This is a genomic window from Acrocarpospora macrocephala (genome assembly GCF_009687865.1).
Classification (GTDB): domain Bacteria; phylum Actinomycetota; class Actinomycetes; order Streptosporangiales; family Streptosporangiaceae; genus Acrocarpospora; species Acrocarpospora macrocephala.
This window is the reverse complement of record NZ_BLAE01000054.1, coordinates 46,102-72,823: the sequence shown is the minus strand read 5'-3', so window position 1 is coordinate 72,823 and position 26,722 is coordinate 46,102. Positions and strand designations below refer to the sequence as shown.

General features: G+C 66.7%; 26 protein-coding genes and 1 pseudogene. 11 read left to right on the top strand and 16 right to left on the bottom strand.

Annotated elements, in window-relative coordinates; translation table 11 throughout:
* Positions 1-10 precede the first annotated feature (10 nt).
* A complete protein-coding gene (locus tag Amac_RS38350; RefSeq protein WP_246268986.1) occupies positions 11-643 on the top strand; it encodes a TIGR03086 family metal-binding protein in 633 nt (210 codons plus the stop codon).
* 74 nt (positions 644-717) lie between these two features.
* On the opposite strand, the gene Amac_RS38345 is transcribed toward Amac_RS38350, so the two are convergent.
* Positions 718-1,098: a VOC family protein gene (locus Amac_RS38345; RefSeq protein WP_155359323.1), complete on the bottom strand. Its 381-nt coding sequence runs from the start codon at positions 1,096-1,098 to the stop codon at positions 718-720.
* A gap of 671 nt (positions 1,099-1,769) precedes the next feature.
* Here Amac_RS38345 and Amac_RS38340 point away from each other — a divergent pair.
* On the top strand, positions 1,770-2,591 hold the full coding sequence (locus Amac_RS38340; protein ID WP_246268985.1) for an SAM-dependent methyltransferase: 822 nt from the start codon (positions 1,770-1,772) through the stop codon (positions 2,589-2,591).
* A gap of 142 nt (positions 2,592-2,733) precedes the next feature.
* A complete protein-coding gene (locus Amac_RS38335; RefSeq protein WP_155359321.1) occupies positions 2,734-3,894 on the top strand; it encodes a cytochrome P450 in 1,161 nt (386 codons plus the stop codon).
* On the opposite strand, the gene Amac_RS38330 is transcribed toward Amac_RS38335, so the two are convergent.
* The 3 genes from Amac_RS38330 to Amac_RS38320 all read right to left on the bottom strand — a co-directional run bounded on the left by Amac_RS38330 (position 3,891) and on the right by Amac_RS38320 (position 6,786).
* Positions 3,891-4,463: a cadmium resistance transporter gene (locus Amac_RS38330; RefSeq protein ID WP_155359320.1), complete on the bottom strand. Its 573-nt coding sequence runs from the start codon at positions 4,461-4,463 to the stop codon at positions 3,891-3,893. The two genes, Amac_RS38335 and Amac_RS38330, sit on opposite strands and share 4 nt — an antisense overlap.
* Before the next feature lie 117 nt (positions 4,464-4,580).
* Positions 4,581-5,897, bottom strand: a complete 1,317-nt coding sequence (locus Amac_RS38325; protein ID WP_155359319.1) for a glycosyl hydrolase — start codon at positions 5,895-5,897, stop codon at positions 4,581-4,583.
* Positions 5,898-6,096: 199 nt separating this feature from the next.
* The gene (locus Amac_RS38320) at positions 6,097-6,786 is read right to left on the bottom strand and encodes a GntR family transcriptional regulator (protein ID WP_155359318.1); all 690 of its coding nucleotides are present in this window, start codon (positions 6,784-6,786) and stop codon (positions 6,097-6,099) included.
* 169 nt (positions 6,787-6,955) lie between these two features.
* On the opposite strand from Amac_RS38320, the gene Amac_RS38315 reads away from it, so the two are divergent.
* From Amac_RS38315 to Amac_RS38295, 5 genes are all read left to right on the top strand, one after another.
* Positions 6,956-7,921: a zinc-dependent alcohol dehydrogenase gene (locus Amac_RS38315; RefSeq protein ID WP_155359317.1), complete on the top strand. Its 966-nt coding sequence runs from the start codon at positions 6,956-6,958 to the stop codon at positions 7,919-7,921.
* Positions 7,922-8,013: 92 nt separating this feature from the next.
* Positions 8,014-8,658, top strand: a complete 645-nt coding sequence (locus Amac_RS38310) for a DUF998 domain-containing protein (protein WP_155359316.1) — start codon at positions 8,014-8,016, stop codon at positions 8,656-8,658.
* Between the two features lie 17 nt (positions 8,659-8,675).
* On the top strand, positions 8,676-9,041 hold the full coding sequence (locus tag Amac_RS38305) for a YciI family protein (RefSeq protein WP_155359315.1): 366 nt from the start codon (positions 8,676-8,678) through the stop codon (positions 9,039-9,041).
* Positions 9,042-9,215: 174 nt separating this feature from the next.
* Positions 9,216-10,475 carry an RNA polymerase sigma factor gene (locus tag Amac_RS38300; protein WP_155359314.1) on the top strand — a complete coding sequence of 420 codons (1,260 nt, stop codon included), beginning with the start codon at positions 9,216-9,218 and terminating at the stop codon, positions 10,473-10,475.
* 187 nt (positions 10,476-10,662) lie between these two features.
* Positions 10,663-11,769: a carboxylate-amine ligase gene (locus Amac_RS38295; protein ID WP_281356391.1), complete on the top strand. Its 1,107-nt coding sequence runs from the start codon at positions 10,663-10,665 to the stop codon at positions 11,767-11,769.
* A gap of 91 nt (positions 11,770-11,860) precedes the next feature.
* Here the strand turns inward: Amac_RS38295 and Amac_RS38290 are convergent, their stop codons facing one another.
* Both Amac_RS38290 and Amac_RS38285 read right to left on the bottom strand, forming a co-directional pair.
* Positions 11,861-12,349, bottom strand: coding sequence for an SAM-dependent methyltransferase (locus Amac_RS38290; RefSeq protein ID WP_155359312.1), 489 nt, complete (start codon positions 12,347-12,349; stop codon positions 11,861-11,863).
* A gap of 5 nt (positions 12,350-12,354) precedes the next feature.
* On the bottom strand, positions 12,355-12,552 hold the full coding sequence (locus Amac_RS38285) for a hypothetical protein (RefSeq protein WP_155359311.1): 198 nt from the start codon (positions 12,550-12,552) through the stop codon (positions 12,355-12,357).
* A gap of 360 nt (positions 12,553-12,912) precedes the next feature.
* Between Amac_RS38285 and Amac_RS38280 the strand changes: the two genes are divergently transcribed.
* Complete coding sequence (locus tag Amac_RS38280) at positions 12,913-13,386, top strand: ATP-binding protein (RefSeq protein WP_307729812.1); 474 nt, start codon at positions 12,913-12,915, stop codon at positions 13,384-13,386.
* 87 nt (positions 13,387-13,473) lie between these two features.
* Here Amac_RS38280 and Amac_RS38275 read toward each other — a convergent pair whose 3' ends face one another.
* From Amac_RS38275 to lanKC, 6 genes are all read right to left on the bottom strand, one after another.
* Positions 13,474-15,435, bottom strand: a complete 1,962-nt coding sequence (locus tag Amac_RS38275; protein WP_155359310.1) for a prolyl oligopeptidase family serine peptidase — start codon at positions 15,433-15,435, stop codon at positions 13,474-13,476.
* A complete protein-coding gene (locus tag Amac_RS38270; protein WP_155359309.1) occupies positions 15,432-17,090 on the bottom strand; it encodes an ATP-binding cassette domain-containing protein in 1,659 nt (552 codons plus the stop codon). The genes Amac_RS38275 and Amac_RS38270 overlap by 4 nt, the downstream gene beginning before the upstream one ends.
* On the bottom strand, positions 17,087-18,712 hold the full coding sequence (locus tag Amac_RS38265; RefSeq protein ID WP_155359308.1) for an ATP-binding cassette domain-containing protein: 1,626 nt from the start codon (positions 18,710-18,712) through the stop codon (positions 17,087-17,089). Before Amac_RS38265 ends, Amac_RS38270 begins: the two co-directional genes overlap by 4 nt.
* Before the next feature lie 65 nt (positions 18,713-18,777).
* Positions 18,778-18,915, bottom strand: a complete 138-nt coding sequence (locus Amac_RS38260; protein WP_155359307.1) for a SapB/AmfS family lanthipeptide — start codon at positions 18,913-18,915, stop codon at positions 18,778-18,780.
* A 48-nt stretch (positions 18,916-18,963) separates the two neighbouring features.
* On the bottom strand, positions 18,964-19,098 hold the full coding sequence (locus tag Amac_RS38255) for a SapB/AmfS family lanthipeptide (protein WP_155359306.1): 135 nt from the start codon (positions 19,096-19,098) through the stop codon (positions 18,964-18,966).
* A 58-nt stretch (positions 19,099-19,156) separates the two neighbouring features.
* Positions 19,157-21,634, bottom strand: coding sequence for a class III lanthionine synthetase LanKC (lanKC, locus tag Amac_RS38250; RefSeq protein ID WP_155359305.1), 2,478 nt, complete (start codon positions 21,632-21,634; stop codon positions 19,157-19,159).
* Positions 21,635-22,100: 466 nt separating this feature from the next.
* On the opposite strand from lanKC, the gene Amac_RS38245 reads away from it, so the two are divergent.
* Positions 22,101-22,601, top strand: a complete 501-nt coding sequence (locus Amac_RS38245; RefSeq protein WP_307729811.1) for a CoA-binding protein — start codon at positions 22,101-22,103, stop codon at positions 22,599-22,601.
* Here Amac_RS38245 and Amac_RS38240 read toward each other — a convergent pair.
* Positions 22,598-23,200 carry a DsbA family oxidoreductase gene (locus tag Amac_RS38240; protein ID WP_155359304.1) on the bottom strand — a complete coding sequence of 201 codons (603 nt, stop codon included), beginning with the start codon at positions 23,198-23,200 and terminating at the stop codon, positions 22,598-22,600. The genes Amac_RS38245 and Amac_RS38240 overlap by 4 nt on opposite strands.
* Positions 23,201-23,396: 196 nt before the next feature.
* Positions 23,397-23,933 (bottom strand): annotated as a pseudogene (locus Amac_RS38235) (SDR family NAD(P)-dependent oxidoreductase); the annotation flags it as partial.
* A gap of 102 nt (positions 23,934-24,035) precedes the next feature.
* On the opposite strand from Amac_RS38235, the gene Amac_RS38230 reads away from it, so the two are divergent.
* On the top strand, positions 24,036-24,884 hold the full coding sequence (locus tag Amac_RS38230; RefSeq protein WP_155359303.1) for a helix-turn-helix transcriptional regulator: 849 nt from the start codon (positions 24,036-24,038) through the stop codon (positions 24,882-24,884).
* A gap of 48 nt (positions 24,885-24,932) precedes the next feature.
* On the opposite strand, the gene Amac_RS38225 is transcribed toward Amac_RS38230, so the two are convergent.
* Both Amac_RS38225 and Amac_RS38220 read right to left on the bottom strand, forming a co-directional pair.
* Positions 24,933-25,232 carry a helix-turn-helix domain-containing protein gene (locus Amac_RS38225; RefSeq protein ID WP_155359302.1) on the bottom strand — a complete coding sequence of 100 codons (300 nt, stop codon included), beginning with the start codon at positions 25,230-25,232 and terminating at the stop codon, positions 24,933-24,935.
* 49 nt (positions 25,233-25,281) lie between these two features.
* The gene (locus Amac_RS38220) at positions 25,282-26,658 is read right to left on the bottom strand and encodes an aminotransferase class V-fold PLP-dependent enzyme (protein WP_246268984.1); all 1,377 of its coding nucleotides are present in this window, start codon (positions 26,656-26,658) and stop codon (positions 25,282-25,284) included.
* Between the last annotated feature and the right edge of the window lie 64 nt (positions 26,659-26,722).

The window sequence follows — 26,722 nt, the reverse complement described above, 5'->3', positions numbered from 1 at the left end:
AGCGGACTGGTTGACGAGGAGACTCGACGTCTCGTACATGGATGAGGTGCCCAAAATCAGCGATATCGCCGCCCGCTACCAGTCGCGCGCGAACGCGTTCGAAGCCAAAATCATCGCGGTACGGCCTGAGCAGTGGTCGAACCAATCCCCCTGCACGGACTGGAACGCCAGAGACGTCGTCAGGCACATCATCGACATGCACGCCGCGATGCTCCGCCCCCTCGACCGGACCCTCAGCCCGGCGCCCACTGTGGACGAAGATCCTCTCGCCGCTTTCCGCGCCGCCCGGGCGGACGTGGAGACCCTGCTTCACACCCCCGAACTCGCCACGACCACCACCGAAACCCCGTCCGGCCCGATGTCCGTAGAAGACCACATCGACCAGGTCGTCAGCGCCGACATGGTGCTCCACGGCTGGGACCTGGCCAAAGCGACCGGTCAAGATCCCACGATGAACCCCTCCGAGGTCCTGGCCATGTGGCCGACCGTGCAACATGTCCCGGACAAACTCCGCATTCCCGAAGCTTTCGGCCCCGGCATCATCGTCTACGGGCCTGAAGTGAAGGTCGCCGAGGACTCGTCCCTCCAGGACCGCATCCTCGGCCTCATCGGCCGCGACCCCAACTGGACCCCACCGAATTGACATCCAGTCCGGCCCGAGAACGGAGATTCCCGCCTGCCGCACGCGCGGCTTCGGGTGGGTTCCGCGTAGCGACGTCAGTAAGGCAGTTTCTGCAGCGTCCACCCGTTGCCGTCGGGGTCTTTGAAGTGCGCAAATGACACGGTCGGCTTGCCCGGCGCGCCCATGTCCTCCACTTCCGCGATGTCCACCCCGCGCCCAAGGAGTTCCGCCCGCGCCGCGTGAATGTCGGAGACCACCAGGTGCAGCCCCTGCACCGACCCGGGCTCGGTATTCACGATCCCCACCCCGATGCAGATCGAGCAGGCCGACCCCGGTGGGGTCAACTGCACGACGCGGAACTCCTCGCCGAACCGCTGATCGAGGTCGACCACGAACCCGAGCTTCTCCGAATAGAACTCCTTAGCCCGGTCCACATTGTGGACCGGAATCGGCACGAGTTCCAGTTTCATTTCCATGGCGGCCGTCCTGATCTATTCGTGTAACACGGGTCTCGAGGGTGAATGGTTTATTCATCTTGACTCGACTTGGCGAACCGGGTGATCACCGGGTGTTCACCCCGGAGGTCCCACGCAGATCCGACGTCTAGCCGTCAACCCTGTCACATCCTGTCCGCTCGGACTCCTCGGGACCAGGGGACATCGGCGATCCCGGCCGCCCCGGAAAGCCGTCTTTCTGTCGGACCCCCTCGCTAGGCTCCGAAGGAGAAGAAAGGACTTCACATCATGCCCATATCAGACCAAATCAGTCAGAAACGTCCAAAAGGTACCTTTGCCAAACCTCAAAACCCCCAGAAATTAGACACAGATCTCGTGCCTCTTGGCGGTCTGGCGGGCTGAGCGCGTTCACCCACCATGGTCGGATCGCGGCTCGGAACACGCCCTGAAGTGCCGCTATACCGGACAAGCGTGACCCCTCCGACGTTTGTGGCGACACGAAGCAGGACAAGGTCCCCCATCTGAGCTCAACATCCGCCGAGATCTGACAAGATGTCGTCATCGGTGCCGCCTTACGGCGTAGATCGCATGAAGGGAGAATTCGCGGTTGTGCATCGGGGATGTTTTATTCATATCTGCGCGGATACCAAATAGGCTCGCGGTAGCGTCGGCGGCGGATGAAGGAGACGGGCGTGCCTGACGAAGCGCCAGTGCCACCTGGTATCGACGCGAGCACGCCCAACGCCGCGCGCATGTACAACTACTATCTCGGCGGCAAGGACAATTTCGCCGTCGACCGGGCGGCGGCCGAGCAGGTGCTCAAGGTGGCTCCGGAGGCCCGGGAGCTGGCCCGGCAGAACCGCGCGTTCCTGCGCCGGGCGCTCCAGCATGTCATGGCCGAGACGGGTATCCGCCAGTTCATCGATATCGGAACCGGCCTGCCCAGCGAAGGCAACGTGCACGAGATCGTTCACGCCCGCGACCCGGACGCGTCGATCGTTTATGTGGACAATGACCCGGTCGTGCTCGCCCACGCGCGGGCGATCCTCTCCCGCACGTCCAGCACCGCCACCATCCGCGGCGACCTCCGCCGGCCGATCGACATCCTCAACAATCCCGAACTGCGAGATCTGATCGACTTCTCCCAGCCGGTGGCGATCCTGCTGGTCGCGGTCCTGCATTTCCTCACCGACGACGACAAACCCGGCGAAGTCATCGCGCGGCTGCGGGATTCCCTCGCACCGGGAAGCCACCTGATCCTCTCCCACGTCACCGCGGACGAACGGGCGTATGCCGCCCAGCAGGGCGCGGCCGTCTATCGGAAGGCGAGCGCCAGCATCACGCTCCGCCACCGCCAGCAGATCATGGAATTGTTCGACGGGTTCGAGCTCATCCCGCCCGGCCTGGTGAGACTGCACGACTGGCGGCCGGACGAGGACTCCGCGTTCGCCACCTACCGTGGCCGTGAGCTGCCGACCTGGTTCTATTGCGGCGTCGGCCGCATCCGGGATTAGTGAGGAGTCGTGATCTGGACAGCCGCACGGTTTGGCCGCGCCGGAGGTGCGGCCATCGACACGGTGAGTTGCCTGGTCGGCGGTTGTCTGTGGGGCGGGGTTCTGGTTACTAGTGACCCTCCAATCGAGGAGCCCATCCGTCATGCCCGACATGGATTTCAACCCACTCGGAGGCGTACAACCCGCCGGTTCGGCTTTCGCCCGCTTCGATGAGCTGCGCGAGCAGCATGCCGCCTTCCGGAGCACGTTCGGGCGGGGGTTCTGGGTCATCAGCAGATACGACCGGATCGTCGAGATCTGCCAGGATCCGGGGACTTTCTCCAGTTCCGCCGTGTCCGTACTGGATCCTGATCCGGCGTACCGGTGGATTCCGGAAATGCTCGATCCGCCGGAGCACACCGTCTGGCGGCGGCTGCTCGGGCCGCTGTTCTCTCCGGCGGCAGTCGCGGCCAGGGCGGAGACGATCCGGCGGCAGTGTGCCGCACTCGTCGAGTCGCTGGCGGCGCGCGGGTCATGCGATTTCGTCACTGATTTCGCCCGGGTGTATCCGACGACAGTGTTCCTGGAGTTGATGGGACTGCCGGTGGAGGACCTGCCGACCTTCCTGGCCTGGGAGGACGCGATCCTGCACGCGCCGCCGGCGGAACGGGCGGGGCGGATTCAGGCGATGGGGGAGGTTATCGGGTATTTCCGGGGGGTCATCGCGGAGCGGCGGGCGGAGCCTCGGGAGGATCTGATCAGCACGGCGCTCGGGTGGGAGATCGACGGGGAACCCGTACCGGATCGGGATCTGCTGGATCTGTGCCTTTTGCTGTTCATGGCGGGGCTGGACACGGTTACGGCGCAGTTGTCGTACGCGTTCTGGCATCTGGCTAGGGACGACAAAGATCGGACGCGGATCGTGGATGATCCGGCGGTCATCACGGACGCGATCGAGGAGTTGCTGCGGGCATACTCGATCGTGATGCCTGCTCGGAAGCTGACTCGGGACACCGATTTCCATGGTTGTCCGATGAAGGCCGGGGAGATGGTGTTGTTGCCGCTCAATCAGGCCAATCGGGATCCGGGAACGTTCACCGATCCGACTCAGGTCGATCTCGATCGGCCGCATAACCGGCATATCGCGTTTGGGGTTGGGGTGCATCGGTGCCTTGGCTCGCATCTGGCGCGGGCGGAGATGGGGATCGCGCTGGAAGAGTGGCATCGGCGTATTCCTAGTTATCGCATCCCTGATGGGGCGGAAGCGCTCGAACATGCCGATCTGGTGCTTGGGTTGGACACTCTGCCCCTCGTCTGGGATTAGATCAGGATGATCAGGCCGATCAGCACGAAGACTCCGGGGACGAGCCAGCGGCCGTAGCGTTCGACGAATTCGATGATCTTCCGGTGTGATCCGAGCCAGGATCCGGCGAGGCACCAGACGGCCACTCCGGCGGCGAACACGGCGAGGGTGACCGCGAAGGCGTCCGCGCCGATTGTCCGGAACACGGGGGTGTAGACCGAGACATTGTCGGCGCCGTTGGCGATGGTCACCGCGGCTACGGAGAGCATTCCGGTGGCGACCGGAGGGGGATCGTGCGATTCCCTGTCGCGTACGGCCGTGATCAGGCCGCGGATGCCGAGGGCGATCGGCACTAGGCCGAGCACCCGGATCCAGTCGTCCGGGATGATCGACAAGCCGAGCGCGGCCAGGCCGGAGACGAGCAGCAGGGCCGCGATGCCCAGATACTGTCCCGTCCAGACCTGCCACGGCTTTGGCGAGCCCTGTGCCCGGGCGGAGAGGAACAGCACGGTTAGCACGAGGAGATCATCCACATTCGTGCCGATGAACATTCCGGCCGCAGTGGCCGCCGCGGCCGGAATGTCGCTCATGTCAGCACAACCTATCGGGATCTTGCCGGGATGCTCGCAACCGCTTCCGTGGATTGGCGGATGCGCGCACGTCTTGACGCGTACCGCCCGTGAGCGACTCGCGCCGGAACGCCCGAGTTAGCGGGGAGCCGCCTGGAATGCGCGGCCGGCCGGGGTGGTGGTGCCGTTGCTGTGGAACAGGCCCGTGCTGACGCCCGTGTCCTTGGCCGGGAGGCCGAACCAGGCGTAGCGCTGGACATAGGGGAGGGATCCCAGCATCTGGGTCGCGGACGTCAGGAACGCCGCCTGCTGGGCCTCGGTCGGGTACCGTACGCCGTTGGAGAAGTCGATCAGCGCGAACTCGGTCAGCCAGATCGGCTTCTTGTATCGGTCGTAAACGGCCTGAATGTAGGACTTCAGCTGACCGGTGGCCGCGTCGGCGCGGAAGTCACCGCCGTACCAGTGCAAAGTAATGAAATCCACGCGGTAACCGCGCGAGGCCGCGCCCGACATGAACCGATCGAGCCATCCGCCCGCGTTGTTCCCGCCCCACGCGACAGCCGGGCTGCCCAGCTTCTGCCCGGTGGCCATCAGCTTCGGCCAGAGCGAAAGCGCCGTCTCCACCGACATGTTGGACTGCTCCTTCATGTCCGGTTCGTTGAAGCCAAGCAGGTACGGCCCTGCGCTCTTGGCCTGGGCGAGATTCTGGTCGGTCACGCTGGCCGCACCCCAGATCATGGGCACGAACTGGGATGTCTCGGGGGTCGTGATGCCGTTGTGGTTGGTTGACCAGGTGTAGTACCAGCTCGCGCCCGAGCTGGCGAGCGCGCTGCTGACATTCGGCATCTGCCAGACGCCGACTCCCTTCTTGCCCACCGTGGGAGAAGTCGGCGTGCTCGATGGGGACGAGGTGGGCGAAGGGCTCGGCTTGGTGGTTGGAGTGACCGTGGGAGTCGGGGTAGATGCCGTTCCGAAGACCTGGAACTCCCACAGCGAGACGCCGTAGACGGTCGAGCGCTTGGTTGCGTACAGCCGGACATACCGGGCCGTAGCCGAGACGTTCACGGTCTGCACGCCGCCCTTGCCTGCGGTCGTGGTGTGGATCGTCGTCCAGTTGCCGCCTCCGTTGGAGGTCTGGATCTGGAAATTCGTGGCGTAGGCGCGCTCCCAGTTGAGCACGATCCTCTTGATCGCCGTCGCCCGCCCGAGGTCCACCCGCAACCACTGCGGGTCGCTGAACTTGCTGGACCAGCGGGTCCCCGGCTTGCCGTCCACCGCCGCCGCAGGGGACAGATCCCCCCGCTCAGACGAGGACGCGACAGCCGCCCGCCCCTGCGACAACGGCGTCTCCGCCGCCCCCGCCGGCACCGCACCAGCCACCAGGCCGGCCCCCAGCACCACCGCCAGCACAGATCCCAGCACTACCCGACGCACCCGCGGAACAGTCTCACTCATGGTCGATGAGGTCCTTCGTAGGGGATAAGAACTCCATGCAGGCACCCACCCGCACACCTAGGAGACGCCCCGACTCCCCCCCGATAACAAATTTCCCAAACTCTCTCCAGACGGCCCCAAACTGATGCGGGATCTCCCCCATCCACCCAGCCCTTTAGCTCCGCCCACCCGCTACGAACCTCAGCCACCACACGATGCCTTAACTCGCATCAGGTGGGGGCGTTCCGTGGTGGCGGGCTATTTGTTCGGCGCGGGATTCGTCGTGGGCGTGGAGGGCCTGGAGGAGGAGGTGATGTTCCTCGTACGGTCCATCGGTGACCATCAGCTGGGCGACCGCTGATTCCACCCTCACCGCAGGGCTGAAGGCGCGTGCTTGCTCCAGGAGGCCCGCCACAACCGGATTGGCACCCGCCTCCTCCACGATTGTGTGGAATCGCCGGAGGGCGGCCAGGAGGCGCTGGACGGTTTCGGGAGGTAACGTGCCGCCCGCGTCGTTGATCCGGACCAGGGTGGCGCGAAGCGGGTCAGCTTCGGCGAGCACGGACTCCAACTGCGCCAGCGTTTCCGCGTCGATGTGCCGGGCCGCGAACCGCGCGGTCACACCCTGAAGTTGCACTTCTACTTCGCGGATTTCGGCCAGGGTTTCCGGCGAAAGCCGTACCACCCGTAATGAGCGGGGCCCCGTGCGTTCGACCAGGCGGTCCTGCTCCAGCCGGCGCAGGGCCTCGCGAACGGGAGTCGGGCTGACGGCGAGGCGCGTCGCCAGGCCGCGTTCGGTGATCTTCTCTCCCCACGCGAGCTCACCGTTGGCGATAGCCAGCCGCAGCGCGGCATACGCCTGGTCGGCGAGGGTCTCGGAGGTCAGGTGGGAGAGCGCGGCGCCAGTCACGCAAACACCATATTTTTGCTATAGCAAATTGTCAATCTGCTACCTAACTATACAAAGTCTGCCCAGCGCGTACGCACCGAGCGGCTATCAGGACGGCCACACGTATTCTTGACAGATTCCCAGACTCTAGTAAAGGTCGGAGTCCTATGGCACAAATGCGGTCAACCTCATGAGAGTCTCGCGACTCCACGGCGTAGCCGACATCCGGCTCACCGACGAACCAATCCCCCAGGTCGGACCCGGTATGACCCTCGTCAGGGTCACCGCCGTCGGCCTCTGCGGCTCAGACCTGCACTGGTACGCCGAAGGCGGAATCGGCGACGCCACGATCACCACCCCCCTCGTGGTCGGTCACGAATTCGCCGGCGTCATCGAAGGCGGCCCCGCCCACGGCCGCCGCGTCGCCGTCGACCCCGCCATCCCCTGTGAAACATGCACAAGCTGCCGAAGCGGCTACCGCAACCTCTGCCCGTACATCCGATTCGCCGGACACGATCGGCTCGACGGCGGCCTCCAGGAGATGATCGCCTGGCCGACCGAACTCCTGCACGCCCTCCCCGACGGCGTCTCCGACAGCGACGGCGCCATGCTGGAACCCCTCGGCGTCGCCCTGCACGCCTTCGACCTGGGCCATCTCCACCTCGGCGGCACGGTCGCCGTGGTCGGCTGCGGTCCTATCGGCCTGTTACTGATCCAGCTCGCCCGCCTGGCCGGAGCGTCCACGATCATCGCCGTCGAACCGCTCCCCCATCGCGCCGAAGCGGCCCGACGTTTCGGCGCCGTACCCCCCGAAAACGCCCAAGCCGACGTGGTCTTCGAGGTCGCCGGGAACGACGCCGCCGTCGACACCGCGCTGGAGTTGGCCCGCCCCGGCGGCCGAGTCGTCCTGGTCGGCATCCCCGACGAAGACCGCACGTCGTTCCGCGCCTCCCTGGCCCGGCGCAAAGGCCTCACCCTCGCCCTGGTCCGACGAATGAACGACGTCTACCCGCGCGCGATCCGCCTGGTCGAAGAAGGCAAAATCGACGTCTCCTCGCTGGTCACCGCGCGCTACCCGCTCACCGAGACCCCGGCCGCGTTCATCGCCGCCACCCGCCGCCAAGGCCTCAAGATCGTGATCGAACCACAACGCTAAAAAAACTTCTCGGAAGCTGTCGAATCGGCGTGACCTCATTCGAAGCGTAGTCATCGGGCCGAACAACCCCAGGACTCGCAAGGAGCAGGATCATGACCGAGCAACTCACCTGTGACCCGCAGACAAGCCTCACCAAATCCCTGCTCGGCTACGGCGTCCTGGCGGGTCCGCTCTACATGACGGTCTCCCTCGCCCAGGCCCTGACCCGAGCAGGCTTCGACCTCACCCGCCACCCGTGGAGCTTCCTGTCCAACGGCGACCTCGGCTGGATCCAGATCACCAACTTCGTGCTCACGGGCCTCGCCACCCTCGCCGCCGCCATCGGCATCGGCCGCGCCATCGGCTCGCCGTGGACCACCCGCCTCATCGCCGTGTACGGCCTGAGCCTGATCGGCGCCGGAATCTTCAGAGCCGACCCCGCCATGGGCTTTCCGGTGGGTACGCCCGAAGGGCCGGGAGTCGTAACGTGGCAGGGCACGATGCATTTCGTCTGCGGGGGCATCGGCTTCACCTGCCTGATCGTGGCGTGCCTGATCATGGCGCGGCGGTTCGCGGGCGAAAGCCGTACCGGGTGGGCGGCCTACACCGGCGCGTCCGGGGTGCTGTTCGCGGCCGCTTTCGCCGCCGTGAGCAGCGGCGGCGGCGCGGCCTGGTCGAACCTGACCTTCGTCGCCGGGGTTCTGATCATCTGGACCTGGCTCTCCCTCGTTTCCGTCCATCTGTACCGCCGCATCTGACACCAAAGGAGAAAACGATGCGATACCTGATTACCCTCGCCATCACCGCCCGGCCGGACACTCCGCCCCCCAGTGAGCTGCTGGAGGCTGTGAACAAACTCGGCGAAGACGCCACGAAGGCGGGCGCGCTGCTGGATAACGGCGGGCTGGCTCCCAGCGCCGAAGGGGCCAGGGTCGAGGTGGTCGGCGGCAAGCTGACCGTCACCGACGGGCCGTTCGCCGAGGCGAAGGAACTGGTCAGCTACGCGCTGTACCAGGTCAGGTCCAAGGAGGAGGCGGTCGAGTGGGGCAGCCGCTTCATGAAGCTCCACCGCGACATGTGGCCCGGCTTCGAGGGCGAAGCCATCGTGCACCGCGTGTACGGCCCCGAAGACTTCGCCTGATATTTCGCGATATGGCCCCCGGTCGAGTTCCTTCGGCCGGGGGTCGTTCGGTATCCCGGGACTTCGACCTCCAGCATTCGGCCGGGGTCGTTCCCTTTTCACCCCCTGATCGACAGAACGGTTTTAATCAACCGACATCGTGTTTTGCGATTCGACGTGCTTGGATCGACCGGTATGACGGGGAGCGACCCGCATCGGGTGGTCGAGGCGGTCTGGCGGATGGAAGCCGGACGAGTGATCGCCGGGCTGGCCCGGATCGTGGGCGACATCGGGCTGGCCGAAGAGCTGGCGCAGGACGCGCTGGTCATCGCGCTGGAGCAGTGGCCGCAATCGGGAGTTCCGGACAATCCCGGGGCCTGGCTCACCCTCACCGCCAAACACCGCGCCATCGACATGCTCCGGCGCCGCAGTCGATATGAGGAGAAACTCAAAGAATTCGGCCGCGATCAGGTACGGCAGCAGGCGGACGTCGAGACCGAAACCGTGGACATGCTCGATGATCCGTTCGGCGATGACATGCTGCGGCTGCTGTTCACGGCCTGCCATCCGGTGCTGTCCACGGAAGGACGGCTGGCCCTGACGCTCCGGCTGCTCGGCGGGTTGAGCACCGAGGAGATCGCACGCGCGTTCCTGGTCCCCGAACCGACCGTCGGACAGCGAATCTTCCGCGCCAAACGCACCCTTTCCGACAAGCACATCAAGATCGAGTTGCCCCCTCCGGGAGAGCTCCCCGCGCGGCTGGCTTCGGTGCTGGAGGTGATCTATCTCATCTTCAACGAAGGTTACGCCGCGACCACCGGAGACGACTGGATGCGCCCGTCGCTGTGCGAGGAAGCATTGCGGCTCGGGCGAATCCTGGTGGGTTTGATGCCGTCCGAAACGGAAGTGCACGGGCTGGTCGCCTTGATGGAACTCCAGATGTCCCGCATCGTGGCCCGCACCGGCCCAGGCGGCGAACCCGTCCTGCTCCTCGATCAAGACCGTGGACGCTGGGATCGGCTACTCATCCGCCGCGGCCTCGCCGCCCTGCAGCGCGCCGAGTCGCTCGGCACGCTAGGCCCGTACGGCCTGCAGGCCGCGATCGCCGCCTGTCACGCCAGGGCGATGTCGGCGGAGGACACCGATTGGGAGCGAATGGCCGCGCTGTATCTGGTTCTCGGTCATGTCGCGCCGTCACCGGTGGTGGAGTTGAACCGCGCGGTGGCGGTGAGCATGGCGTACGGGCCTGGGCGAGGGTTGGAGATCGTCGAAGGGCTGGGAGCGGAGAAGGCGCTTCGGGAATATCCGCAGTTGCCTGCCGTGCGCGGGGACCTGCTGGCCCGGCTGGGGCGTACGGCGGAGGCCCGGAAGGAGTTCGAGCGAGCCGCCGGGCTGACCCGTAACGAGCGCGAGCGGAGCCTGTTCCGCCGCCGAGCCGAGGCGCTACGAGAATAGCGTATTGTCTATAATTTCCCAATTATTCCGGAGATCACCCGCGGCGGCCCCATGCCCAGGAGCGCGCGGCGCCAATGGACAAATCCCGATTCTTGTCCTGATATTGGTCATCCTTATATACAATCTAGGGGTTTTCCTGGGTGTTTGACTTCAGAAATGACGTCGGTATAGTCGCGTTGTGCTCACGATGGGAGTGGAAGAAGAGTTCTTCATTGTTGATCCGGTGAGCCGAATGCTAGCGCCGGAAGGGCTCCCGAATATGGGCGCCCTACTCGCCATGAGCCCCACCGTGCCTGGCACCTATCACGGATACGACCACGAATTCCATCTGGCCACGGTCGAGACACGAACCGACGTGTGTCACAGCTTGCGGCAACTCCGGGCCGAACTCAGGAAACTCCGGGGCACGCTCACCCAGATGGCCTCAGATGCCGGGCTCTCCGTGCTCTCCGCCGGGACGATGCCCACCGCCGACTGGCGAACCACCCGGCTCGTGCGAAAACCTCGGTATGACCGGTGTTTCGAGCATTATCGCGATGTGGTCCAGCGCCGGGTCACCTGCGGCTGCCACGTGCACGTCGGCATCGCCGACCAGGAGCTCGCCGTCCAGGTCCTCAACCGCGTCCAACCCTGGCTCCCCATGTTCCTGGCCATCTCGGCCAGTTCCCCCTTCTACGACAGCGCCGACACCGGCTACCAATCCTTCCGGAACCCCCTTTGGGCGGGATTTCCCATCGGCGGTCCGCCACCCCTCTTCGAGTCCCATGCGGCCTATGCCGAGCATGTCCGCCAACTGCTGGACAGCGACGCGCTCACCGACATGGGCAACCTGTATTGGGACGCCCGGCTGGGCACCCGCTACCCCACCCTCGAATTCCGCATCGCCGACGCGTGCACCACCATCGACGAGACCGTCCTCCTCGCCGGCCTGGCCAGAGCCCTGGTCCTCACCTGCATCGACGAAATCCAGGCCGAACGCCCCCCGGTCCGCACCTCTCCACCCATGATCAAAGCCGCCACCTGGCGCGCCGCCCGCTCCGGCCTGACCGCCGACCTCATCGACCCCATGACCTCCGAGAAACTCCCCGCCCCCGCCATGCTCGACCGCTTCCTCCACTACACCCAAGAAGCCCTGAAAGACCTGGGCGACTGGGAAGAGATCTCTTACCTCGCCTCCCACCTCCTCTCCACCGGCACCTCCTCCCACCGCCAGCACCGCACCCTCACCACCACCGGCCACCTCCCCGACGTCATTGACGAACTCATCACAGAAACAACCCGAGAACTCCAGTAACCGCCCTTCTGAATTCGGACGGGAGATACGCAACCAAGAAGGACCGCAGGGCTTGGGCACCTGGTTGCCCCCGCCGTCAGGAGCTACCTGCTCAGACAGAGATCTTGAAACCGATCAGGTCAGGCGCTTTCGTCGTGACATCGACGGTGAAGGGTTTCAGATGGGTGAGAAGCTTCTCGGAGAGTGCGGGGGCTCGGCCTGATGGAGGTTCGTAACACAGGAAGAAGAAGCCCTCAGGCTTGAGCAGTTTCTCGATAAGGGCCATCTCGTGGGTTGGGTGACGCACCCAGAAGAGGTTGACGTTTACCGCCAGGATCTTGTCGTATTGTTCGCCGACGAAGTCCGCATTCTCGAAATCGGCAGTGCGGAATATTGCCTTCCCGGCCGTCACCGCATCATGGTTGCGCCGCTCGGCAAGGGCGATCATCTTCGGGGACCGGTCAAGGGCCACGACCTTGCCTGTCGTCAGCTTCGAGGAGATGAGCGACACCGCCGTGCCGCTGCCGCAGCCGATTTCGAGTATATGATCAGTCGGGACGATATCCAGCGCGTCAACCGCCCAGCTCAGTCGAGCCGTCATCGTTCCTATTCGTCTTCACCGGTTGTCGTCGATTCAGGATGCTCAATAACCCGATCCCACGAAGTCGGGAAAATAATACGAATCGCGGTATCCACCCCACCACGCGATTCGATAACGACTTCTTCGCCCTTGGTGATATCCCTGACCCGCTCCACAACGAACTCATGATCCTGAGCGCCTGAGCGTCCCTCCGGTTCGGACATGAGCCACCTCCCACCCATCAGGCTAGCCAATTGCCGCCGAATAGCACATAGACCCAGATCAGCCACCAAATAGGGACGCCCAACGCACGGACAGCGCACCACGCCTGCCGGCGCGCAGCCTGCCATCAGGGCCAGCTACTCTTCACATCCTTCTCGTGGAGTGACGGGCCTCGACGAGCGCACAACCGCGCAGGCCGAACGATCACCCGCAGTGGGAGTTAGGCCACTTCGGCACCTCGTGCTGACAGCCTTCACATCCCGGCGTAAACGGTTCCATAAGGGAAGCCAACTCCTACCTTCTCGCGACATCTCAAGAGAGCCGCCCGTGCGTCTTCATTTCGCGGCCATAGGAGGGGGCTCATGAACGGGTCGGGGAACGAGATGGGAAGCACCACTACTATCAGGAATGCCACACCTGGAGCGACAGGAGGGACCGCCTCCGCTGTCCCCGCGACTGGGAATGTCGAGGCGCGGCTGTCCGGAGGGCGGGATCAGGTGGTTCAAGCCCGCCGGTTGGTGTCGGCGACACTTGGCCGTGATCACCCCTTGCATGATGACTGTGTGTTACTGACCAGCGAGATCGCCACCAACGCGGTGGTGCACTCCCGGTCGGGCGACGGGGGCGAATTCACGGTGACCGTGACATTTCCCCGTGGCCGGGTACGCGTCTGCGTCCAGGACGAGGGATCGGCAAGCCCACCATGCGCCGGCCATTCCATCCCGAACGGATCCAGCGGTCGCGGCCTCCCCCTGTTGGACGCACTCTCAGCCCGCTGGGGCATGGTCCGCGAAGCCGGTCGAAACAAGGTCTGGTTCGAGATCGCCAGCGCATGACCCTCCATCGCCTGGGCTCAGCGGTTAGAAGGCCGGCATGGTCTGCGCTCAGAGGTGGGCGGTGTAGAAGGCCAACCTGACCTGGGCTTAGAGATGGGCGGTGAAGAAGGCCAGCATGTCGGCGGCCAATTCGATGGATCGGCTGGCCGCGCGGGCGCCATGGCCGACATCGGATTCGTGGCGGAGAAGGATCGGACGGGGCCCGGCGGTGGCGTGTTGCAGAGCAGCGCACATCTTCCGCGCATGTGAGGGGTCTACCCGGGTGTCGCCCCCGAAGACGGTGAAGAGCGTGGCGGGATATCGGACCCCCTCGCGTACGTGGTGATACGGGGAATAACGCAGAAGCCAGGCGATCGCGTCGGGGTCGCTGGCGGAGCCGTACTCGGCGCGCCAGCGGGGGCCGAGGCCGGAGAGTTCGTAGCGGGCCATGTCGAGGACGGGCGCGGAGCAGACGGCGGCGGCGAACAGGTCGGGGCGCTGGGTGAGCATGGCACCGACGAGGAGGCCGCCGTTGGATTCGCCGCAGATGCCCAGGCGGTCCGGCGTGGTCCAGCGCCCGGTGATCAGGGTTTCCGCGGCGGCGGCGAAGTCATGGAAGACGTTCTGTTTACGGTCGAGGGTGCCGGCGCGGTGCCAGTCTTCCCCTTCTTCGCCCCCGCCGCGGATCTGAGCGAAGGCGAAAATCCCCCCGGCTTCTATCCAGGGCAGGACATAGCTCGAATAGGCCGGAGTGAGCGGGACACCGAATCCGCCGTAGCCGTACAAGATGCAGGGTCGAGGGCCTGTGGACGGGCCGGAGAGCACGACCATGCGCACCAGGGTGCCGTCGGCGGACGGGTATTCGATCTGGTGGGATTCGACCTCCGGCAGGTCGGCGCGGCCGGGCGCGGGCTCCCACAGCGTGGTCTGCCCGGTCCGGACGTCATACCGATACACACTCTCCGGCGTGACGTAATCCGCATACGTGAACCACACCTGATGCCCACTCGCGGACATCCGCCCGATGGAACCGTGACCGGGAAGCGGAACCGCGCTTCTCCACTCCCCGGTCACGGGGTCGTGAACATTGATCTCGCCGATCGCGTGCCGGATCCGCGTCACCAGCAGCGCGCCGTCGATCAATGCGAAATCGGTGAGTACGGCCTGCGGATCCTCAGGCACCAGATCCCGCCAGGCATTCGGATCAGCGGGATCGCCGACGCCCAGCCGCACTCGTGGCGCTCCCTGCGTCGTCGCGACATAGAGCCGCCCGTCCGCCGCCACGGTCACCGCCGTCTTGGCGCCCCGGCCCTCCACCTGCCGCCATTCCGGCCCCGCCAAGTCGCACAACCGGATGTCATTACCAGCCCCCCGATTGGCGGAAAGCGTCAGCCATCGCCCGTCGGCGCTCAACGCCAGACCATCCGCCTCAACCAGCGCCAGATCGTCCCCGCGAAGCCGCCGCAGGTGAGCCATCCGCCCGCGGATGTAGTAGAACGCGTCCGACGAGGGCAGCCAGGCCACCGGCGAATACCGGCAATCCCCCACCGGCCCATCCACAACATCCCCCGTCATCACATCCAGCACGTACAGCTGAGCCCGTTCCTCCCCCCGCCGGGAAAGCTGCACGGTGACCAGCTTCCCGTCCGGCGACGGATGCCAATCGTCAAGCGTCGTCGTCCCCGCCGGATCCACCACCATCGGATCGAGCACCACCCGCCACACCATCTCCCCGATATGACCGGGAAGCCTCCCGGATGCCTCCCATTGATCTGGGACGCCGACATAGAGGATGGCGTGTTCCTGGCCTGGTTCCCGGCGGAGGCGGAAGGCGCGCTCGCCTCGCCAGGTGGGGGTGCCGATGACGCCCGTTGCGGTGAGTTGGGCGATTCGGTTGCGGAGGCGGGGCCGGGCGGGGAGCGAATGGGTGCGCCAGAGATCGTCCTGGGCGGCCAGCCATTTCTCGGTCTGCGGGCTGTCCGGGTCCTCCAGCCACCGGTACGGATCTTCGATCCGGTGACCGTGGATGACATCCACGATGGGCTGGCGTTCCGCGTCAGGGTAGGTCATGACACTTTCTCCAGGTCGGGACCCCACTGTCCGGCGAGGTCGGCATACAGGGGAGACGTGCGGAGAAGGTCGGCATGCGTGCCCGACACGGCGGTGCTGCCGTCCATGACGAGGATGCGGCGGGCGCGCAGGGCCGAGGTGAGGCGGTGAGCGATGACGATCAGGGTGCCGCCCCGGCGGGCGAACGCCTGCTCGGCGCGGGCTTCGGCGGCCAAGTCGAGATGGCAGGTGGATTCGTCCAGGATGGTGAGCCGCGTCGGCGACAGGTAGGCGCGGACCAGGGCCAGCAGCTGCCGCTCCCCCGGGGTCAACAGCCCCGCATGGATCTCGGCCTGATACCCGCCGAGCCGTCCGACCAGCTCCCGCGCACCGACCGCGTCCACGGCTCCGTCGACCCGGGACGCGGACGCGACTGACAGATAGGTGAGGTTGTCCCAGAGCGTCCCGCGAAAGACGTACGCCTCCTGCGGGATGAGCACGCGCGCGGCGGGATCCACCCGATCCGCGGCCATTCCGCCGACGGTGACCGCACCCTCATCGGGCCGGACCAGCCCGGTGATCAGCGCCGCGAGTGTGGACTTACCAATCCCGCTGGGCCCGACGACCGCGAGATGTTCCCCCTCCGCCACAACCAGATCGAGACCGGCGACAACAGGGTCCGCGTGGGGCCCATACCGAAATGTCACCCCCGACAGCTCAACCCGTACATCCGGCGGCATGACCCGCTGCGGACCCTCCACCGGTCGATTGCCCAAAAGACGCTCCAACGTCACCACAAGCCGCACTCCGCTCACCCCGAGCCCTTCCACTAATCCGCCCAGCGCGGGCGTCAGCGACTGGACAACGGCGGCCAGCACTCCGACGACCACACCCGGGCTCGCCCCCAACCCCGGCGCGAAGCCCAGCACCAGCATCACCGGCAACCAGCCACCCAGTCCGAGCGAGAACGTCCGCACGGCGGTGACCCGCGCGAGCGCCCGGGCCGCCGCCGCCTGCTCGTCGATCCGGCGCCCGACCAGCGCGACCGTACGCTCCTCGTCGCCGCAGGCCACGACATCGCGCAACCCGCCCATCGCCATCGTGACCACCTCGGTGGTCCGCTCATCGGCGATCAGGAACTCCCGCTGCCGCCGGGCCAGCGCGGGCAACGACAGCAGGAACAGCGCCACCCCCGCCGCGATCGGCGGCAGCACCAGCACCAGCACCTCGGGCATCAGCGCCGCCATCCCCAGCACGACGCTGACCAGCGTGAACACGAACGACCGCAGCACCCCGAGCACGGTCGCGAACGCGTCCCTGGCCACCTCCACCTGCAGATTCGACCGCGTCACCGCGGCCGCCTCCACCCGCGCCCCGACCAGGGCGTCCTGCACGACCCCCGCGATCAACCGCTCCCGGAACGGTTCCACAATCCCGGCCAATGCCAGCAAGGCCTGCCTAGCCCCCACCGCCGCGACAACCCACGACAACCCCAGCACTCCAACCCAGATCACCCCGACCTCGGGCCGCCCGCCCCCGAACCCGTCATCGATGGCCCCCGCCAACGCCAGCCCGACCACGAACGACGGCGCCACTTCCGCCACCGACCACGCGGCCAGCCGCCACGCCCGCCCCGGTTCCCGCGCCACAGAACGCCACAACAGCTGAAATGTCATGACGCCTCCGCCTGGAAGACGGATCGGTAGTCCTGGTTGCGCCACAGGCGGGCGTGGTGGTCGTAGCCGCGTACCCGGCCGCGTTCCAGCCAGATGACCAGGTCGGCGCGGGCCGCCATGGCGGTCCGGTGGGTGACGATCAGCCGGGTACGGGAGTCCCCGGCCAGAGCGACCCCCACCTGATGCTCGGTAATGGTGTCCAAACTGGACGTGGCGTCGTCGAGCACCAGCAGCCGATCGCCGTGCGCGAAGGCACGCGCCAGCCCGATGCGCTGCCGTTCGCCGCCGGACATGGGTGCATCGGCCAGCGGGGTGGCGTAGCCGGAGGGGAACCGCCGGATGAACGTGTCCGCTCCCGCCGCGCGGGCGGCTTCCTCCGCCGAGGGTCCGATGGTGTCGGCGACCGTGTCCCCGACCAGGGCGGGGCGCTCGAAGGCGTACCCGATCGCTTGCCGCAGCGCCGTACGGGACAGGAGGGTGAGCGGGACGTCATCGAGCAGGATCTCGCCGCCGACCGGGTCGGTGAGGCGTCCGGCGAGGGCGGCGAGGCGGGATTTGCCGGAGCCGGAACGGCCGACGACGGCGACGGCCGTGCCGCCGGGGATCTTGAGGTCGGGGATGGTGAGGCCGGGGGCCATGACGTTGTGGAAGGTGAGGGCGCCGGGTCCGTCGGGCAGGTGCCGTACGCCATGGAGGGCCGGGCATTCGTCCAGAAGCGCGACCATACGGCGGGCGGCGGCGCGGGCGCGGGCGACCTGGCTGACGTAGCCGAGGGCGGAGCCGAGGCCGGCGCCGAGGACGACATAGCGGGCGGCTGCGTACAGTTCGCCGGTGGTGAGGTCGCCGGCGGCGAGGCGGAATCCGCCGACGCCGAGCACGCAAACCTCCAGCAAGGGGATCACGACGGCGGCCTGCACGCCCGCCTGGGCCCGGACACGCCACAGTTCCAGCGCGTGCGCGCGCACCTGGGGCAGCGCGGACAGCACGCGGCGCGTCTCCTGCGCGGCGGTCCCGGCGGCGGCGATGGTCCTGGCCCCGGCGACGGCGTCGACCAGCCGCGCGGCGATGTCCGCCTGCGCCTCCTGATAGCCCCCCGCGAGCGCGGTCGAAACCCGAAGGAATGTCCGCAACACCAGCACGATGACCGCGAGCCCGGCCACCAGCGTCAACGCCAGCCAAGGATCGATGAGCAAGAGCGCCACCAGGCTGCCCACCGCCGGGATGAGCATCGTGGCGCCGGTGATCGCGGCATCCGGGGCACGGCCGACCTCTTCGGCGTTCATCCCGATCCGGGTCACCAGATCGCCTTCCGGAATCGACCGGGTCAATCCCGGCCCGACGCCTATCACATGCCGTACCAGCCGATGCCGCAGCCAAGCCGACGCCTGCGCCCCGCTCGCGCCCCCGGCCCACACCCCGAACGTGTCACAGACGACCAGCAACGCGACAACCGCGACGCTCACCGCGAGCCAGCCCCCCGAACGGGCGTCAGCGGTCCGGCCCAGCGTGTACGGCAAGGCCAGCGCGAGCACCCCCCCGACCACCGAGGTCACGGCCAGCACCCCGACAGCGGGCCCGCCGCGCCTGATCACCCCGGTCACGAGCTGATCCGCGGTACGCACCCGGGGTTCTCCTTCCAGAAGGGCCGAGCCCTGAGCTGGGGCAGCTCAGGGCTCGGGGACTCGTGCTAGTGGCAGAGCAGGAGGCTCAGGTTGCTCGGCGTGTTCGACTGGCAGCCGAGCAGGGTCAGCGTGCTCCCGCCGCCACCGCCGTGGCCGTGGCCGCCGCCGGGAACTTCCATCGCCTGAAGGTCGAGAAGAACCATGGTCGTGCTCCTTCTTTATCGGGGGGTTCATTGAGTTATGCGTGAGCTCTAGTGACAGAGCAGAAGGCTCAGGTTGCTGGGGGTGTTCGACTGGCAGCCCAGCAGCGTCAGCGTGCTGCCGCCGCCGTGGCCGTGGCCGTAGCCACCCGGCACCTCCATGGCCTGAAGGTCGAGAAGAACCATGTGCGCGTGTTCACCTCCTTCGCGATGCGAGTCGGTACGGGTGCCGCTCGGCGTCCGGTCACAGGGGCGCCCCTGAACCGGTGTGCTCGCCGGGCGGTCGCAGGAAGGGGAGCGGAGCGCCGCTCACGGCGAGCAGCACGCCCGCGGTCCCGGTGGCGAAATCCATCGAGAGGCGGAGCAACTGGTCGCCGGGGAACGCGAGTCCGTCCCGGTAGGGAAGGGCATGCCAGTCCAGGCCGGGGATCAGATCCGGTTCGGCGAGGACGAGTCCGGCCCGGCCGGCGAACAGGCCGGGCTGCACGAAGTAGCCGCATCGGGTGACGAGCAGGAGCGCGTCGAGGTCGGCGCGCAGTTCTTCGTCGGGACGATGGGTGAGGAATCGGTCCAGCACGAGGGCGATCCCGACCGAGCCTTCCTCCAGGTAGGGCAATGTCCGCCAGCCCTGGTTCACTTGGAGGGAACCGTCCTGGGTGCGGATGCATCGCCGCAGGTCCTGTCGGAGTGCGCGTTCGGCCAGGTCGAGCAGGGCGTGGTCGCCGCTGTGCTCGTAGGCGTGCAGGAACAGCAGCGCGGATCCGCTGGAACCGTGCATGAGCCCCGCCCGAGGGTTGGAGCCACCGCTTAGTTCGGGCACGTCGTCGGGTAGCCGGGCGGCGCAGGTCTCGATGACGGCTTGCGCGTCCAGGCCGAGGTGCAGCAGGTTCAGCCCGATTCCGGCCAGGCCGGTGGACAGGCCGGCGTCCAGTCGCCGCCAGTCCTCGCGCATCGCGCGGTCGACCAGGTCGAGCGCGATGTCTCGGTGCCCGAATCGATCGAGCGCGTGGGCGATGCCATGCAATCCGTCATAGAAACCCAGCGGAGTTCCAGGGGCGGGTTGTGATGCCCGGGCCAGCAGCCAGTCCTCGTATTCCGGGTATCGCCCGGCTCCAGCTGCGTCCAGCGCGTACAACACACCGGCGGCGCCGTGCGCGAAGTTGAGGCCGCCTCCTGGGCGGAACTGCGCGATATCTCCAGGGAAGAGCCGATCCCGACGACCGGGCGTGGCAGTGGCCAGAATCGCCCGGACCATCGCATCCGCGCCGGACGGCCACTCGGTCGCCTTGAAGGAGAGCGCATCCGCGTCAGGGTTCGCGCCCTGGATGGTTCGCAGGGCGGTGGTGATGATCTCTGGGGGGACCGGGAAGGTGGTGGTGATCAGGTGGGCCAGTTGGGTGATCTTGTTGTTGGCCAGGGGGAGCATGATGGTGGCTTGGGGGGCGAACAGGCCGAAGCAGAGGCAGGCGAGTGAGTAGAGATCGACCTCTGCGCCGCGGCGGTTCGGGGGTGCCTGGAAGGCGGGGTGAGCGAGCAGGGAACGGCCCTGGTCCTCGACCGGCATGGCCACTTCGAAGTCGATGAGGACCACGCGACCGGTCTCGGTGACCAGGATGTTGTTGGGGTGCAGGTCGCCGAAGACCACGCCGCGCCGGTGCAGCGATTCGACCGCGTCCCGGACTCGGGGCAGCATCTCCAGAACCCACGCGGTGTATTCGGCGAGACTCTCCGCCGAGCAGTTGGCCCTCGTCAGCGGATAGCGGTGAACCAGCTGGCGCTGCAACGGATTCCCGTCGACGAACTCCATGACGAGGAAGTGGTGCTCGCCAAGGGTGAAATAGTCACGATATTCCGGGACAGCGTCCAGGCCCCTCAGGCGCTGGAGCATGTCCCGCTCGTGCTGGAGCCGAGCCACCGCATCCCGCCCGCCGGCGTCCAGCCCCGCATGCGGCCTGGCCTCCTTGAGCACCACTCGCTCGCCGGTACGCCGATCCCACCCCAGATACACCCCGCCACCGTTGGAAAAGTGCATCACCGCCTCGATCTCGTACGGCAACCCGCCGGTCGTGACCGCATTCCGAGCTTCGAGTTGGGGCTTCAGGAATTCGGGCAACTGAACCCACGGCGGAACGACGAACGAGGGACCGCGGACGTCGGGAACGAGCTCGCTGTCGGCGTTCTCGATCGCGGTAACCTGCTCGCCGCTGTCGTCAAGGCAGTAGCGCGGGACGAAGCCCCCGTAGCGGACATACAGCGGCCCGTCCGCGTAGCGAAGGTCGCTGAGGATGTACGGCCCTTCGACGCCACGCAGGAGCGTATCGAGCTCCTTGAGCGCAAGCTCCAGCTCCGATTCATGCGGATAAATCGTGACAAGCTTGCCGCTTGCTCCCCGGGGGGCGGCTTTCGAGTTGAGCATGGTCACAACCGGCGCACTGCGCAGGAACTTGAACGGGATGTCCCTGGGCACGCAGTAGTCCCACACCGCCCCCAGCACCCGATCCGCGTCTTCAAGCCGGGCCGAAACGTGAATCTTCCAGCCCTGCATCGCGATCTGCCGGACACCCGGCGCGTAGTGCATCCACGTGTCGGTCGGCTGATGCTCCCACCCGACCGGCACCTCCCGGCCGGCTACCGGGAAATCAGCATGTTCCGACTGCCGATTATCCGGCGAATCATAAAAAAGCCGATCCGCCAGGCAATAAAGCTCATACTGGTCATTCACGGCCATCTCCCTGCTTTCCTCTACAGAGAGAATTCCGGATAACCCGATGAGTTCCTAGTTACAAATTCAACCAATGACGTATGGGCAAACATCACGGGTGAAGCCATGAACCAGGCCCCGACCTGCGACCCAACCGAAGATGAATGCTACTCACAACCAGGTTGACTCTCGATCAATCTTGCAGTCCACCCACATCGCCATCCATCTATTTGTCCAATTATATGCGAACGAAAGCGCGATCTACGGACAGTCGGGAAAAGTCGAACGAGCCAGCACACAGCCACAAGAAGGACCTGCTGAAACGTTCACGAAATCACCCAACGAGGGAATTGCCACCTTTGACCGCTCAACGTGCACGGAAGGTCCCACCAAGGGCTTCTCCGGACTCGTACCGCTTCGATCGGGTTTGACACGCCGTCAGAGGCGCAGCGACTCGAACGGCCCCCGGAATCCCCGGGGCCGGATCATGACCAACCCCCCAGAGGGGCTGTACCGCACCCAAATAGCCCCGGAAATCCGGATGTTCCGCGACATCCCGCATGTTGCAGAGACCATGGAAGACCGTTTCGCCGACTTGGGTGTCATCCGGCGGCTCCTCCACGACACCCAGACCTGGGCCTTCGTCGGACTAGCCAACAACCCCGACCGAACCGCGTACGACCAGGCCAGACTCCTCCAGCAACGCGGCAAGACCATCATCCCCGTGCACCCCCTCGCCGAGCCCGTCCTCGGCGAAAAGGGCTACCCCACCCTCACCGACATCCCCACCCCCGTAGACGTCGTGGCCGTCTACCGCCGCTCCCTCCACGCCCCCGAAGCCATAACCCAGGCAATCACCATCCACGCCAAAGCCGTCTGGCTCCCCCTCAACGTCATCGACATCCCCGCAGCCCGCCGCGCCCAAGCAGCAGGTTTAGAGGTAGTCATGGACCGCTGCCCCGCCGTCGAATGGGCCCTCCGCCGCTAGGCCTCGAACGCGGCGAAGAAGGCCTCCTCCGGCTGTTCGCCGGAGAGCGTGAGACCGGTGTCGAAGCGGAAGGCGGGGACCGAGTCGGCGGTGAAGCCGAGCCCGCGTACGCGGTCGAGCTCGGCGCGCAGTTCTGTTGCGCCGCCGTCGGACATCCGTACGCCCGTTTCCTCGGCCAGCATCACCAGGATGTCGTGGTCGGCGACGTTGAGCGCGTCGGTGAAGTAGGCGCGGAACAGGCGCTCCGCCATCCGTTCGCCGCGGCCCTGGGCGGCGGCCTGGGCGATGAGGCGGTGGGCGTCGAAGGTGTTGGTCGACACCACGCGCCCGAAGTCCACCTTCAGCCCGTCCTCGGCGCCGAAGGTTGTCATGGTCTGGACCTCGCGCGCGGCGGCCTCACCGCGGTCGCGCTTGTGCGTCTCGAAGAGGGGCTCGCCAGCGGGATCGGCGTCTGGCCGGTGCTGGAACGGGAGAAAGACCGTCTCGACCTCGCCGCCACTCTCGCGGTAGCGCTGCGCGGCCCGGCTGTACCGGGTGAAGACGAGATAGGAAAGCACGCACGCGACATCGAACACGATCTCGACCCGGCGCTTGTTCATCGCGGGATTCCTTTCGTTGCATCGGACTACCAGGGAAGCGGCCGGTCGCGGCGAAGTAACCACCGGTCGGGCCCTCCTTGTCGATCATGGCCATGCGTACGATGATCTCCGCGCCCTCCGCCACGGTCTGCGCGCCGGAGTGGCCGTTGAAGTCGGTGGCTGTGTGCCCGGGGTCGACCGCGTTGATCCGCATGGCCGGGTATGCGTGTGCGTACTGCGCCGTGACCATGTTCAGCGCCGCCTTGGAGGCGCTGTAGACCAGCGCGGGGACCCAGACTGGCACGACCTCCGTGTACGCGTCGGGGTCGGCCGCGACGGCCAGCGAGCCAAGACCGCTGCTGACGTTCACCACGACGGGCGCCGGGCTCCGCTGGAGCAGCGGCAGGAACGCGCGCGTGACCCGGACCACGCCGAACACGTTGGTGTCGAAGCACGCCTGCATGTCCGCGGCGGTGATCTCGCCAGCTGACTCGATGGAGCCGATCACGCCCGCGTTGTTGACCAGGACGTCGAGGTGCCCGGCCGCCACGCGGACCCGGTCCGCCGCCGCTCGCACGGAGTCGTCGCTGGTGACGTCCAGGAGCAGCGGGCGGCCACCGGCCCGCCGTGCGGCCGCCTCTCCCCGCCGGGCGTCGCGGGCCCCGAGAAACACCTCGTGCCCGGCCTGGACCAGGCGGCGGGCGGTCTCCAGGCCCAGCCCCCTGTTCGCCCCGGTGACAAGTGTCGTCGTCATGCCCCCAGCCTGGGCGCCGCCCGTACGAGCAGGAAGTGTCTGCTTCTTCCTGGGAACGGCGGTACCAGGCAGTCGGGTGCGCACCACCCATATGGTGGGCGAATGAGCAACGAGCTGGGCGCCGCGCTACGCCGCTGGCGGGACCGGATCGACCCGGTCGCGGTCGGGCTTCCCGCCGGGCGCGCGCGCCGGGCGGCCGGGCTGCGGCGCGAGGAGGTCGCCCAGCTGGCCGGCATGTCGGTGGACTACATCATCCGCCTCGAGCAGGGCCGGGCGACGGCACCGTCCGAACAGGTCATCACCGCGTTGGCACGCGCACTGCGGCTGTCGGACCAGGAACGTCGGCACCTGTTCCTGCTGGCGGGGCGGCTCGCGCCCGCGAACGATCGCATGCCGTCGCACCTCACGCCCAGCGCGCAGCGGCTGCTCGACCAGATGGAGGGCACCCCGGTCAGCGTGTTTGACGCGGCCTGGACCCTGATCGCGTGGAACCGCTTGTACGCCGCGCTGCTCGGCGACCCCTCCGGCCTGCGCGACCGCGAGCGCAACGTGCTGTGGTGCCACTTCACCGAGGCGCCCACCCGCATCACCCACTCAGCCGAGCAGGGAGCCAGGTTCGAACTCGCCGCAGTCGCCGACCTCAGGGCCGTAACCGCCCGCTACCCCCTGGACCCCGGCCTGACCTCCCTCGTCGCCGACCTGCGGCGCGCCAGCCCCCGCTTCGCCACGCTGTGGACCTCACACGAGGTCGGCACCCACGTGATGAACACCAAGACGATCCACCACCCCGATGTCGGACCGCTCGCGCTCGATTGCGACGTCCTGACCGTGCCGGGCACCGACCTGCGCCTCGTCGTCTACACCGCCCCACCAGTCTCCGACACCGCCGACAAGCTCCGCCTACTCGACGTGATCGGCACCCAGTCGATGGCGTCCGACGGGCACTTCTAGTCCAGTGGTACCGGGGGTTCCGGTAGGGCGGTTGTGGTGCCAGCTCGACTAACTGGCCTCACGAAGCGGGTGGAGTTGCACGCTGAGGCGCAGTTCCAATGCCTCGGCGAGGCGTTCCAGCATAGGGATGGTGGGCATGGTGCCACCCGCCTCGAACCGCGCCACAGCCGGCTGCTTCAACCCCGCCCGCTCGGCCAACTCGGTCTGGGTGAGGCCAAGCTCCTCACGGCGGAGCCGTACGGCTTCGCCCAGTTCGAAACGGACCCGGGCGGCCTCGTAGGCGGCCCCGGCCCCGGGACGGCTCATGATCTCGGCACGTTTCTCGGACCACGCCTTACGCTCGGCCATGCCACTCACTCCTCGTCCACCGTGTGAGCCTCGGCGATACATGGATATCTCAGCAACGCAGGCGAGGGGCGAGATCTGCGTAGTCCGGGACTCGGTCTAGGTATTTCGCTGTTGCGAAGTCGATGAAGCGGTCGATGTCTGCTGCGTTGGAGGCTAGGCCGAGGGATACGCGGACGGCGCCGCCGCTGGGGAGGCCTAGGGCGTGGAGGTAGTCGTCGAGGGTTAGGTCGGCGTGGAAGTAGGGGCCGGCGAGGAGGGATTCGTCGATGGCGAAGGCGCGTTCGCCGGCGCCGGGGTTGCAGAAGCAGCCGGTGCGGAGGGAGATGCCGGCGGCGGCGGAGGAGCGGGCGACGTCGCGTTCGTCGATGATGTCGCCGTCGGGGGTGCGGAAGTTGAAGGTGACGGTGGCGCCGCGGTCGCGGGTGGTGGTGGGGCCGTAGACGCTGACGAAGGGGGCGCCGTTGCGGTGGCGGAGGGTGGTGAGGCGGTCGAGGAGGATGCCGGTCAGGGTGGTGACGTGGGTGTGGATGGCGTCGATGCCGATGCTCGAGATCCAGCTGAGGCCGATTTCGACGTCGGGGATGGAGAGGAAGTTGAGGGTGCCGTCTTCGAAGGCGCTCTCATCCTCGTTGAAGACGTGCCAGTTGCCGTACGCGCTGACGGCTTTGATCGTTCCACCCGCGAACCATGGCCGGATAAGTCGAGACAAAGCCTCGCGGCGGGCGATCAGGCAGCCGACGCCGGTCGGGTAGCCGAAGATTTTGTACCAGCTGACCGGTACGAAGTCGGGATGGATCTCGCTGAGGTCGAGGCGGTTGGCGGGCACGAAGGCGGCGGCGTCGAGCAGCACGTCGTAGCCTCGCGCCCGGGCTTCGGTGACCCACCGAAGCGGATGCTGCACTCCGGTGAAGTTGCTCTGCGCGGGGAAGGCGAGCAGCCCTCGGGTCCCGTCCAGCGCGTAGAGCAGTTCCCCTTCGTCCACTCGCAGCTCAGGGCTGACCATGCCCACGGCCGTGACCTCAGCGCCACGCGCTCGCGCGTACTCCCGAATGCCGTTGACCGAATTGTGGTTATCACTGGTCAGCACGAGCCGGGCGTCCGGCCCGAAAGGGTAAGCCTCCCCCACCAACCGGCAGGCGCCGGTGGCGTTGGAGGTGAAGATCACCGCGTACTCGTCGGGTGCGGCGTTGAAATAGGCGAGGATGGCCGCCCGGGTGCGATCCACCAGCGCGGTCGCCGCGCTGGAGGTGGGATTCTCCGAATGCGGATTCCCGTAGCATCCGCCGATGACACGTTCGGCGTGGGCGCGGATCTGGTGTCGCGAGGGCAGCCCTGACCCCGTGTAATCGAGGTAGACGTGCCCCCGCGCGTCAAGATAGGAGTATTCGGCGTCCCGCAGGTCCACCAATCCGAGCTTTACGGACATATGCTCCCCAAGCGTCCGTGAATGCATCAATACCACTAATATCAGCTCGAATTGGTAGAATTTG